This window comes from Lactobacillus rodentium, from assembly GCF_003423665.1.
GTDB lineage: Bacteria > Bacillota > Bacilli > Lactobacillales > Lactobacillaceae > Lactobacillus > Lactobacillus rodentium.
Genome location: NZ_BFBY01000002.1, coordinates 62,612 through 74,623 on the forward strand (window position 1 = coordinate 62,612; position 12,012 = coordinate 74,623).

Here is a 12,012-nt window from a genome sequence, read left to right on the forward strand (position 1 = left end):
ATTTATAATATACCAGCAAATTATATTTTGTGCAACCGCTTGCACAAAAAATAAAATAAAAAAAGCAAGCTTTAAACCTTACTTTCCTCAATTTGATATGGAACAAAATAATGACTAGTTTGTTGATTAAACAACAACTTAACGGCCTGCTTACCTAGCAATTGGGGCTGTAAATCAATTATTTTCTCATGTTCAAAAATTAATTTTACCAATTCACTATCATTGAAACAAACAACTGGAAGATTATATTTTAAGACTTCACGCGCACAAGCTAGAAAAATGCGATCATCAGAAAAAATAATGCCATTTAACTCGTCTAAATTATGATAAATTTCACTTTTCTCTTCAATTGTAAGAACTTGAGGTTTTAATCCTTCTTGTTTCATTATTTTACGATAGCCTGCTTCGCGATCTTCTTCAAAAGGACGTGCATGCTTAGTCCGAATAAACGCTGGTCGCTTTACTTGCGGATAAGTTAGTAATAATTTAGTAGCAGCTTGTCCTACTTTAAAATTATCATTATCCACAAAACGTTCATGATGAAAAGGATGACCAATAATCACGAAATCAATTTTTTGTTTAGTTAAATATTCAATTACAGGATCTTTTTTTGCTGAATATAGCAAGACAAACTTTCTCACTTTAACTTCTTCAACCATTGCTTTAACTTGTTCAAGAAAAGTTTGTTCATTACGACCCATTACTAACATAATTTTATAGTCAGAAGAATCTAGGGCTCCGTTGATGCCACGTAAAATTTCTAAATGAAAAGTATCGGCTGCTTTAGTATTTTTAAAGGGCAAAGGAAATACTACTCCGATAATCTGACTTTGACCCCGACTTAAATTTTTAGCCGCAAAATCAGGATGATAATTTAATTCATCCGCATATTTTTTTACTAATTCCCGAGTCTTTTTACTAATTCGAGCATTTTCATTCAAAGCTCTTGATGCTGTTGATTCTGAAACTCCAGCGGCTAGAGCTACATCCCTTAAAGTTGACATTTATTTTCACTCCAACTTGATTTATTTGTCCCTTTTATCATAACAAATAAAAAGAGCCAATTAGTATTTTACTAATTAGCTCTCTTAGTTAAGCTTTCCACTCACCATTATTTCCATAAGTATGGTGATCTAATTCATTGATAATGACATGAATATGTTCATTTGGTGCCCCAGTATTCTTATGAACGGCTTCAGTGATATCTTTCATCAAATTAGTTAATTGTTCATCACTACGACCCTTAATTAATTCTACATGTACAAATGGCATAAATTTTCCTCCTAACATATTAGGGTTTTAGTTAATTTTACCATTTTATTGAGGCAGAAATAATAATTCTCCTCTAGCTAACTAGTGATTTTATTTATTATAAAGTTCTTTGATCATTCTACAGTAAAAATAATTTAATAATTAAAAATATAATTGCCAATTGTATTGACAAAATATCCATATTTCCAATATAATGTTCTTTGTTGTCAGCAACGGTTCGGTAGCTCAGCTGGATAGAGCAACGGTCTTCTAAACCGTGGGTCGTGAGTTCGAATCTCACCCGAATCACTACAACAGGCGCCCTTAATGGGCGTCTTTTTTTGTGCTTTTTTCTAGGTGGTAACATTTATGCATCAGAAAAGAGAGTATTCATTGAATACCCTCTTTTTTTCTTACATTTTTCCAAGAAACTGAAGCTGTATAAATATCATTAGTTTTCATCAAAAAAATCCGCTATTTCTTTATCAGTTTCTATTTTTTGAGTGGGAAGTTTCTTAGCAGCCTCTTTTATTCTCATCGATACAATTTTTCGATTAACATTCACTTGAATCTTTTTTGTTTCACTTGCTTTCATACTCTTCTCTCCTTAAATATCTTTCAATCTAGATTTCTCTACAACAACAGAAATCTAACTTTCTTATCTATTTTTGACCCGTTTATTAACTTCAATTGCAGCAGGTTCAACTTTGGCTAAGCGTGAACGTATGCCCCATAAGTAAAATAAATATGAAGCAATAACAATCACTAAGAAATCCCAGGGATATTTAATCCAATCTTGACCACCAAAACCAGTACTCCCGACATACGACATGATTGAAATAAAAACTAAATATCCCAACATCCACCAAAATCCCTTAAGTTGTTTTTTAAGTGATGCATTTTGGTAGCGAATTTCATAATAAAGATAACTTGGCAAACCTAGAATAATAACAAAAATAACCTGGATTGTCGTTGGCCACATTGTCCAATAAATTGCCAAACTAGTTAAGATAAAGGCCAAAGGTGCTACCCACTTCATCCAATTCGGCTTAAAAGGACGCTCTAATTTAGGTGCAATTTTACGTAATGAAATTACTGTTACCGGGCCAGTTAAATAAGCAATTAAAGTAGCTGCCGTAATCACTGTAGCTAATAGATTCCAATTTCTAAAAACACTAACTAAAATCATCGCTAAGAAAAAGTCGACTACCATCGCAAATCTCGGCACCATATAACGGCGATCTAAATGACCCAACCATTTTGGTAAGTGTCTTGTGTGCGTCATCGCAGCGATCGCTCTTGAGGCAGTTGCCACAAAAGCCACCCCAGTTCCAAATGGCGATACAAATGCATCTAAGTAAAGTAAAATGACTAACCAATTAATTCCTAATAAAATCGCAATATCTGCAAAAGGTGAACTAAAATTAATTCCCTTCCAGCTACTATGAGCTAACATTTTAGGATCAATGGCACCAATAAAAGTTACTTGTAACAAAATATAAATCGCTGCAGTAATAAGCATTGATATTAAGACGCCACGGACAATGTTTTTACGCGGATTTTTTAATTCTCCACCCATATTAATTACAGTTTGAAAGGCATCATAAGACATAATAATCCCAGCTACAGAAGTGGCTTCAAAAATTGAACGACTGCCATAAGGCATAAAAGTACTTACACTGTGGCCAAAGTTTTCTGCATGAAAACCACTACAAATTAGGACAACGATTGTCAAAGTTGGCAGTAAAACCTTAAAAACTGAAATCAAGTTAGTAAAGTGTGTCATTAACTTAACTGACCAAAAATTAATCAGAGTAAAGACCAACATGAATAAAAAAACTACCCAAAGCCCTTTAAAAGTGATTGTGCCATGACTCATAAACTGACTCGTCCAGTTCGCCCAGCTCCATGGCCATGAGCTCATGTATTGTACTGCGGCTACAGCTTCCATTGGCACTAAAGTAACTAAAGAGATCCAATTAGCCCATGCGGCAATAAAACCTAGTAAGGGGCCATGGCTATATTGTGCATATTTACTCATCCCGCCACTTTCCGGAAACATTGAACCCAATTCAATATAAGTTAAGGCAATAATGATGATAATTGCCCCACCAAGAATCCAAGAAATAATTGCTGCCGGGCCTGCAATTTTAGCTGCTGAACCTGCTCCGAATAGCCATCCTGAGCCAATTAAAGAGTTTAAAGCCAGCATTACCGCTGAAAAAAGACTTATTTTATGTAGCTTACTTTTATCCATTAACTTTTCCCTATTTCATAAGTATATTTTTACTTAATTTTACCAAAATCCTATTTTTTCTTTCAATTTAATTTAAAAATTAGATTGCTTATGTATATAAAAACAGCACTAAACTAACTTGTTTAGTACTGTTTTTGCTTTATTTAATAACAATATTCAATCTACCTGGATTTACCTCTGGATCAATAAAGGGATCACCAATAATTTCTTCTGGCACTTCCATTACCTTTTGCAAAAGATTTTCGTGATATTGTTCATCATAGCTATCAACGGCTTCATTATATTTAAAAGGCACGCGAATATTAATTGGCTTTTTATTAGTATATTTTAAGGTCACCATGGTAATATCCTTGGCATCTTTTACATGCTCAAAAAATTCTTGAGGTGTTGCCCGCACTTTAGTCAAACTATCAGTCGTCTGTTCATACTTACGGACAGTAACATTTTTTTCAATATCATCGGTCCAAAAAGAAAGATAAATTGCTGGAGCAATATAAACAATGTCGATACCATCATCATTCTTATCAGGATTAAAATGGTAAAACTTAGATTCAGTTACTTCAGGAATTTGCATGCGAGCAATTCCAGCTGCTTTAATAGTCGTTTCAAAGACACCACGACCTAAATTTTCACTTTGACTACTGCCACGTCCTTGTGAATGAATTGTAATTGATTCTAGACTCATTTATATCCCTCATTTTTTATTACTTATTCAAGCTTTATTTTAACAAACTTTTATTTAGAACTTTAATTTCTGCGCTCAATAAAAAAAGATTGACCAAATTATTTTGATCAATCTTTTTTGGTTAAACATTATTGCGTATTAGTTTTTACGTCTCTTAGTTCCAGCTAAACCTAAAAGTGCACCAACACTAGCAATTGCTAAACCGAGTAAGCCTAGTTTATCAGCTTGTACACCAGTTTGCGGTAAAGTCTTAGCTTTATCAGAAATGTTATCTTCGATGTCAGCATAAGCATAAACAGTTGCGCTCTTAGTTTCAAGCTTATCTGGTTTAATTGGGTTATCCTCGTTAACATTTTCATGAGTAACACTATCGCTAGAAGTTGTTTTCTCACTATCAGAATCTGGTCCATTTAATTCAATTGGGTCGTCTGCTTTACCTTCATGGTTTTCAGTCGGACCTTTAGCTATTTCTTCCTTTACTACATTTACAACAATTGGAGTACCATCTTTAGGAATTACAAGATCCGGAGTATCAACACTTATGTAGCCTTCAGGTAATTTAGGAGTAACTTTGTCGCCTGGTTTACCTGTGAGTTCTTGAGTACCAACTACATCGCCATTTGAATCTTTGTAAATAATTACGTGCTTAGTTTCGGTGTCATTTTGAGTAAGTGGAGTATCTGTAGCTATTTCTTTCTTAACAACCTTTACAGTTACAACACCACTTTCAGGGATAGTTACTTCAGTGATATCACCATTGTAGTAACCATCTGGAATATGTGGTTTTACCTTATCATTTGGCTTACCGGCCACATCTTCAGTACCTACAACATTACCCTTTCCATCTTTGTAAACGATCACGGTCTTAGTTGGTAACTTGTCAGCTTCCGCGACGTCACCGTTTGAAGTTTCTTTCTTAGTAACATTAACAGTGATTACTCCACTTTCTGGAATAGTTACTTCATCACTATCACCGTTCCAATAACCTTCTGGGATATTAGCTTTAACCTTATCGTTAGGCTTACCTGTGATATCTTGAGTACCTACAACATTACCGTGTCCGTCTTTGTAAATAATGACGTTCTTAGTTGGTAAGTTATCAGCTTCTGCAACATCACCGTTCGAAGTTTCCTTCTTAACTACGTTGACAGTTACAATGCCTGATTCTGGAATTGTTACTTTGTCAGTGTCGCCGTTCCAGTAACCTTCTGGGATATTGGCTTTAACCTTATCGTTAGGCTTACCTGTGATATCTTGAGTACCAACTACATTACCGTTTCCGTCTTTGTAAATGATCATGTTCTTAGTTGGTAAGTTATCAGCTTCTGCGACATCACCATTTGAAGTTTCTTTCTTAATAACCTTTACAGTAATTGGAGCAGGATCATCAGTGTCGAAAGTAATCTTGTCTGGAATGTTTTCATAAGTTACATAACCATTAGGTACTTCTGGAGTTACGGTAATTTCTTCACCGGTCTTACCAGTCACAGTTTGAGTGCTAACAGTTGTGCCATCACCATCTACATAATTAATGATTTGGTTATGACTGTTTGCACTATAAGTAAATGTAACAGTTGAATCTTCACTTAAATCTACTTTTGGTGCAGCATCAGGATTTTCTACGGTATAACCCTTGATATTTGGAGCTGATACAGCATCAAAGCTTGCCTTTGACCAATCTGACCATTCGCCCCAGTGAGAAGTATTTTCAGTAGAACTATCATTTGAAGTAGAACTATTATCACTACTATCAGTTCTTACCCAATCAGTATAAGTTACGCGTTTTGGATCACTTTCAGGCAAGCCATAATTAATGATCTTACTTCTGACATAAATGGTCACTCCCTTTACATCAGATTCAGAACCATCACTGCCAGACAATTGACTACCGGTGCCTACTACTCTGTATAAGTTCTTGTCATCTTGGTGATCACTACCATTTTCTACTTCAATCCATGAACGTTTACGTGAAATAGTTCCTGTTTGCTTTGTGACTTCTTTTGTTTCACCGCTTGCTGGATCAATGTAATTTACCGTTCTGGTAATGGTCTTATCGTCAACTTGATCATTTGGTGTGTAAGTCACCATTACCACAATGCGACTTGGAGTCTTGTCATTAGGCGTAATTTTACCTAAAGCATAACTTGGATCAATATCTTGACCTTCATCTTGAGTAGCATTTGGAGTAGTTACTAAGTTAGTAAATAATGCAGTAGTTGGTACAGATGCTTTATCCATACCGGTAACCGGAATAATGTGACCTGTGTAAGTGGTGTTATCACTTGTGTCAGTACCAGGGTAGTGTATTCCGGTAGTTACATCTTGTCCGTCAGGAACAACAGGCTTAACAGTGATTGTGGTATCTGCAGTGATAATGTATCCATTGGCGTTAATTTTCACAGTAGCTGGATAAATCTTGGCGTTAGCAGAGCCAGTATTCACATCTTTACTTACTTGATCAGGATCATTCCAAGCATAAGTTGTATTAGCAGGGAATTGATTCTTATTTAAAACTGCTTCTCCCGCATCAGGAATTTGACCATAATCGGTGCTGACAGCGGTAACTTTTGGAGTACTTGGACGTACAATTGTGGAAACATCAACAACTTTAGTACTGCCATCTGGATAAATAACAGTTACTTTTCCCGGCATATTTTGATTAAAAGTTGAAGTCACATCTGGTTTTTCAAGCCAAGTGATACGGGATCCTGAAGGAAGATCATTATTGTTCCTTATTTCATCATCTGATTTTGGAATTTTTCCAAAAGAAGTATGTGTAGGAGTCGGAATAGGTGTCAAATATTGAACATGTACATCAATTGAATCAGGAGTTTTATTTGAAAACGTAATAGAAGTTGGAAACTTGCTATTAGGAACTAATTCATATCCCTTAGGAACATTCAATTGAACATTTTTAGTTTCACCTGTCTTACCAAAAATAGTTTGAGTGTCAACAGTTCTGCTGTTTGGATCAATATAATTGACAGTCACGCTCTGTTCAGGTGCAACAACATCAACAGTTGACTTAACATTGTATTCATTACCATTTGGCGTAGATACTTTGGTAGTAACATTTTGTTTACCTTCAGTATTTATGTCAGGTTGATTATCAAAATTATAACGAGTACCTGTTGGCATTTGACTATTATTTGCAATAGAATTTTTGGCATCAGGTATTTGTCCTAACTCAGTGGTAGTATCTTGAGGAGTTGGCTTTTCTTCATAGTAAGCTTTAGCTATTACATGTGCAGTGTAGCCTGGCTTTTCGATGTTGACAGCGTCTAAACTATCGCCACTCCAAGTGCCGTTATTATTTTTAGTACTGGCTGTTTGGGTGGTAGATGTAACTTTCCCAGTTTCTGGATCAGTTATATTAATCGTACGTGTCACAGTACTTGCTGTTTGAGTGACTGAATTATCTTGTTGCTGTGTTTGAGCAGTAGACAAACCATCCGCGTGAACAACGTTGTTATTTGGTGTAGCTAAAGCGAAAAATGCAGTTCCAAGTAACACGCTTGCTAAACCGAAGCTGTACTTACGAAAGCTGAATCTTTCTTGTTTACCATTTAATTTATTAACATATCCAACATCATGTTTGTGTAACATAACTTATCTTCTTCCTTTTTCTCCAATGTTGTTTCTTATTTTATATTACCACCAGGTGTTATTTTTGTAACCATTAATATACAAGAAATATTTATTTATTATGCAAGTTATAATAAATAACAATATATTTTAAGTTATTTATTATCTAAAATAAAAAAAGAACTAAATCTGTATTCATACAGTCTTAGTCCTTTTTCATACGGAATAGTAGTATTAACCTACAACTCGGGCAATTGCCTCGTTAACACTGGCTGCTTCTTTTTCAACCAAGTTAACTTTAGTTTCGATTACTCGAATATCCATTTTAATTTCACGAGTTAAACCTGGAGTGTTAACTTTTGGTTCAAAGAAGTCTTTAAATTGTTCTAATCTTTCACGAGTATGGAAAATATTAGCAGTTACAGTGACAAAGGTGGCAAATTCCATGTCGCCACCAACAGTAGCTTCGAGCCAATTCCAGTCAGTTCTGATCCAATCCCAGGCTTGAGTTTGACCATAGTTATTAGCTAATACACCACGATACCATGCACGCAAGTCTTGTGGCTTGATCACTTGTGAATCTTCGAAATCATCAACAATTGCATCAATTAAATCAGGCTGCTTAGTGTAGGTAATTGCACCACATAAGTCCTGTTTCAAACTAGCATCAGCAGTAGCAACATAAAGTTTCAATAACTTGTCATGTAAAGTCATACTACCAAAGTTGCGCACTTCATTATCCAAAACAATACCACGGATATCAGCTGACATGTTTTCCAAGTTGTCACTATATTCTTGGTAAAGTTCATGCAATTTATTAATAGTAGTCTTGTTTTCACCATAAAGTGAGGCACTTAACACGATTGGACGTAATAAATTATCATCATTTGATTCACCTTCGCGTGGTAAGTAACCTAGACGAGCAACTTGTTTTTCTGAAAGCAAGTTGTAAAGCTTGCGTAATTGAGCATCTTCTGCAGATTCAGGTTCAACAAAGTTACGTAAACTTGCCATAATGCGATATAAGGCATTAGCTACAATTGGTGAAGTTGAATCAGCAAACTTAGGTAATAATGGCACGATTTCAGCATAAGACATGTGTCCACCTTCAGCTAATAAACGGAAGTCTTGGAGAAGTTGTAACTTATCAACGGCACCTAATTCATCAATATTAGCCAAAATATCATCTAATAACTTCTTATCATACTTAATAATAAAGTCAGAGTTATTACCGACGTTTAATCTAAATGGTAAACCATTATTGGCACGTAAATCATCATAGTCACCAATGGTAATCGTAGTATCTTTCATGATTTGTGGCACTCCTTCATAGTTTGAATTCAATGGAATTTGCCACTTGCGACCAACTTCTTTACCTTCACCAATGAAGAATTGCTTTTGACTAAGGACCAATTTGCCATCTTTAACTTCAGCAGTAACTAATGGATAACCTGGTTGTTCAAGCCATGAGTTCATGATGCTACCAATATCTAAACCAGAAGCATCCCCCAAGGCTGACCAAAGATCATTACCAGTTGCATTAGCATATTTGTGAGCAGCAAAGTAATTCTTGAGTCCTTCACGTAAAGCCTTGTCACCAAGTAAAGCACGAACCATAACTAACATACGTGAACCCTTAGCATAAACAATTGCGCCATCAAATAAAGCATCAATTTCACGTGGGTCATTAACCATCACGTGAACTGATTGGACACCATCAGTGGCATCTCTTTGAAGTGCTTGTGGTACTTCACTAGTTTGGAACATTTCCCAAATGTGCCAATCTGGTTCTAAGGCATCAACAGCAACATATTCCATCATGTTGGCAAAACTTTCGTTAAGCCATAAGTTGTCCCACCATTCCATGGTTACTAAGTCACCGAACCATTGGTGAGCTAATTCGTGAGCAATAACAGTAGCGACTAATTGCTTCATTTCTAATGAAGTATTATCAGGATCTAGCAATAAGTAAGCTTCACGATAAGTTACACAACCCCAGTTTTCCATAGCACCTGCTGAAAAGTCAGGGAGTGCCACTTGGTATGAGTGTTCTAGTGGATATGGAGTTTCGTAAAAGTCTTCGTAAAACTCAATTGAGCGTTTAGCAATATCTAAGGCAAAGTCTAATTCCTTCGGCTTGTGGGCTTTTGTAGCAAAGACACCAATTTCAACACCTGACTTAGTCTTAGTTAATTTTCTCTGCATATCACCAAAGACAAAGGCAACTAAGTAAGTAGACATGCGCAACGTTTCTTTAAAGTAGTGAACGCCGTCTTCTTCTTTTTCTTCAGGTTGGTTAGAAATAATACTTTCACCTGGTTGTTCATCGAACTTGATGGCTAAACTAAAGGTAGCTTTTGCAGCTGGCTCATCCACACATGGGAAAGCTTGACGGGCAAAAGTTGTTTCAAATTGAGTACCAACTAATTCCTTCTTTTCACCATTTACTTGATAGTAAGAAGGATAAATTCCCATCATCGAATCAGTTAATTTACCTGCAAATTCAACTTCTACCTTTACCTTGCCAGTTTGATTACTAATGATATTGATTACTTCATCTTCATTATTAAAATCAAATTCGACTGCAGCATCGTTAACTTTGACTGATTTAATATCTAAAAACTTTTGGTTAAGTTTAATTGTATCTTCTAATTCTTCACCAGCAACAGTTACTTTACCGGAAAACTTCTTATCCTTACGACTGATGTCTAAATAAACATCGTAGTGGTCAGGATGAAAAGTATCATAAAGACGTTTTGCTTGTGCACGTGTTTCTTGCGCCATATTAAGACCTCCCAATATATTTCTGACAAATTAATTATAAATTTTTTTGATAAAACTTACCAATTTTTAATTTATATAATTGATTGGGAACTTGTGTAAATGGTTTTTAATATGGTAAAATTATTTTTATAAAGCGTGAGAAACCATACTCATCAAACACAAAAAGCATTACCTGATCTGCTCAAAAGGTAATGCTTTTTTTATCACTTAAAAATTTTTAAGCGTTGAAAGCTTTTTATCCAAAAAAATATTTAGAAAAAAGCATAGCTCTACATATTCTCAGCAATTTGGTAAATTTATCATCCAAGAAATTAAAAAAGACCTCAACATTTAATTGAAAGTCAAAAAAGTGTAAAAAAATAAGATAACCCCCGGCACATAGGAATACTCAATGCTTTAAGCACCTACCCCATTTTGGGACCCAGCGTTAATCCTTCACAAGTTATCTTCACTAGAATTTATTTGAATTATCCTACAATTATTATTTAATTGCAAACTTGCGCACACTATTTGGAAAATGATATAATTGTGTCTGTAAAGCGTGAAAATTAAAATTCATTAAACACAAAAAGCATTACCTAATCGCGACAAAAGGTAATGCTTTTTTTATCACTTAAAAATTTTTAAGCGTTGTGGGTTGGATCAAGGCGACTATTATCGCTTTTTGTTGTGCCGATCATCCAACCAATGGTCGAATAGTGTAGTCACTATTTCCACAATTAGTGGAGCTACAACTAGCGTGAAAATTAATTTCATCAAACGTCACCTCCTTTCAAAGAGGAGGAAATAGTCGCTCTGTAATTATATCAAACTTATGCAGCTTAATTTTATTAACTTAGCGCTGTCTCAATTTTCGGGTACAACTTTAAGACTCTGTACCTGCAGCGTAAAAATAAACTTATTTCAATTTAAGCATCTGTTTAATAACTTACATATCAATTTTCAAAAATGGTATAATGACTCTTGTAAAAGTGATAAACCAAATTCATAAAACTCAAAAAGCATTACCAATCCGTCAATTGATAATGCTTTTTTATCACTTAAAATTTTAAGCGTTGAGGGTCGAATAATACGACTATTTTTTTCTATTATTTATTGTGGTGATTACTCAACCAATAATCAAATAGCTTGACGCTGTCTCAATTTTCGGGTACAACTTTCAAAAACTGTCACCCTATTACGAAGACAAAGAATATGTTAGAATAATAATGCAACCCATTAAAAGAAATTTTTAAGCATTGTGGGTTGAACTAATGCGACTATTAACGCTTTTTGTTGTGCCGACTGTCCAACCAGTGGTCGAATAGTGTAGTCACTATTTCCACAAAAAGTGGAGCTACAATAAAATACAAAAAAAGCATTACCTAATCTGGACAAAAGGTAATGCTTTTTTGCATGTTCAAAAATCTAGCTACTTTTTCTTTTCCCTCTCCAAGTAAAACTAGTAGAA

At 35.0% G+C, this 12,012-nt stretch carries 9 protein-coding genes and 1 tRNA gene; 1 reads left to right on the forward strand and 9 read right to left on the reverse strand.

Annotated features, from left to right (window positions below; all coding sequences use genetic code 11):
• Window positions 1-71 precede the first annotated feature (71 nt).
• Together LrDSM24759_RS01615 and thmT are read right to left on the reverse strand one after the other, a co-directional pair.
• Window positions 72-1,004, reverse strand: coding sequence for a LacI family DNA-binding transcriptional regulator (locus LrDSM24759_RS01615; RefSeq protein ID WP_117117752.1), 933 nt, complete (start codon window positions 1,002-1,004; stop codon window positions 72-74).
• An 88-nt stretch (window positions 1,005-1,092) separates the two neighbouring features.
• Window positions 1,093-1,272, reverse strand: coding sequence for a 2-hydroxymuconate tautomerase (thmT, locus tag LrDSM24759_RS01620; protein WP_117117753.1), 180 nt, complete (start codon window positions 1,270-1,272; stop codon window positions 1,093-1,095).
• A gap of 214 nt (window positions 1,273-1,486) precedes the next feature.
• Here thmT and LrDSM24759_RS01625 point away from each other — a divergent pair.
• A tRNA-Arg gene (locus LrDSM24759_RS01625) sits at window positions 1,487-1,560 on the forward strand.
• A gap of 142 nt (window positions 1,561-1,702) precedes the next feature.
• On the opposite strand, the gene LrDSM24759_RS07695 is transcribed toward LrDSM24759_RS01625, so the two are convergent.
• The 7 genes from LrDSM24759_RS07695 to LrDSM24759_RS07825 form a co-directional block, all read right to left on the reverse strand.
• Window positions 1,703-1,846, reverse strand: a complete 144-nt coding sequence (locus LrDSM24759_RS07695; protein ID WP_157964222.1) for a hypothetical protein — start codon at window positions 1,844-1,846, stop codon at window positions 1,703-1,705.
• 63 nt (window positions 1,847-1,909) lie between these two features.
• Window positions 1,910-3,508, reverse strand: a complete 1,599-nt coding sequence (locus tag LrDSM24759_RS01630) for an APC family permease (protein WP_117117754.1) — start codon at window positions 3,506-3,508, stop codon at window positions 1,910-1,912.
• 139 nt (window positions 3,509-3,647) lie between these two features.
• Window positions 3,648-4,193, reverse strand: coding sequence for a hypothetical protein (locus tag LrDSM24759_RS01635; RefSeq protein ID WP_117117755.1), 546 nt, complete (start codon window positions 4,191-4,193; stop codon window positions 3,648-3,650).
• Window positions 4,194-4,331: 138 nt separating this feature from the next.
• Window positions 4,332-7,799: a Rib/alpha-like domain-containing protein gene (locus LrDSM24759_RS01640; protein WP_117117756.1), complete on the reverse strand. Its 3,468-nt coding sequence runs from the start codon at window positions 7,797-7,799 to the stop codon at window positions 4,332-4,334.
• Between the two features lie 213 nt (window positions 7,800-8,012).
• The gene (locus LrDSM24759_RS01645; protein WP_117117757.1) at window positions 8,013-10,562 is read right to left on the reverse strand and encodes a M1 family metallopeptidase; all 2,550 of its coding nucleotides are present in this window, start codon (window positions 10,560-10,562) and stop codon (window positions 8,013-8,015) included.
• 654 nt (window positions 10,563-11,216) lie between these two features.
• Window positions 11,217-11,318: a type I toxin-antitoxin system Fst family toxin gene (locus LrDSM24759_RS07820; protein ID WP_117117758.1), complete on the reverse strand. Its 102-nt coding sequence runs from the start codon at window positions 11,316-11,318 to the stop codon at window positions 11,217-11,219.
• A gap of 506 nt (window positions 11,319-11,824) precedes the next feature.
• Window positions 11,825-11,923, reverse strand: coding sequence for a type I toxin-antitoxin system Fst family toxin (locus LrDSM24759_RS07825; protein ID WP_117117759.1), 99 nt, complete (start codon window positions 11,921-11,923; stop codon window positions 11,825-11,827).
• Window positions 11,924-12,012: the final 89 nt, after the last annotated feature.

What these genes read in the sequence shown, in the direction of transcription:
- LrDSM24759_RS01615 (WP_117117752.1), bottom strand. Translation starts at nt 1,004, where the DNA reads ATGTCAACTTTAAGGGATGTAGCTCTAGCCGCTGGAGTTTCAGAATCA.
- thmT (WP_117117753.1), bottom strand. Translation starts at nt 1,272, where the DNA reads ATGCCATTTGTACATGTAGAATTAATTAAGGGTCGTAGTGATGAACAA.
- LrDSM24759_RS07695 (WP_157964222.1), bottom strand. Translation starts at nt 1,846, where the DNA reads ATGAAAGCAAGTGAAACAAAAAAGATTCAAGTGAATGTTAATCGAAAA.
- LrDSM24759_RS01630 (WP_117117754.1), bottom strand. Translation starts at nt 3,508, where the DNA reads ATGGATAAAAGTAAGCTACATAAAATAAGTCTTTTTTCAGCGGTAATG.
- LrDSM24759_RS01635 (WP_117117755.1), bottom strand. Translation starts at nt 4,193, where the DNA reads ATGAGTCTAGAATCAATTACAATTCATTCACAAGGACGTGGCAGTAGT.
- LrDSM24759_RS01640 (WP_117117756.1), bottom strand. Translation starts at nt 7,799, where the DNA reads ATGTTACACAAACATGATGTTGGATATGTTAATAAATTAAATGGTAAA.
- LrDSM24759_RS01645 (WP_117117757.1), bottom strand. Translation starts at nt 10,562, where the DNA reads ATGGCGCAAGAAACACGTGCACAAGCAAAACGTCTTTATGATACTTTT.
- LrDSM24759_RS07820 (WP_117117758.1), bottom strand. Translation starts at nt 11,318, where the DNA reads ATGAAATTAATTTTCACGCTAGTTGTAGCTCCACTAATTGTGGAAATA.
- LrDSM24759_RS07825 (WP_117117759.1), bottom strand. Translation starts at nt 11,923, where the DNA reads ATGCTTTTTTTGTATTTTATTGTAGCTCCACTTTTTGTGGAAATAGTG.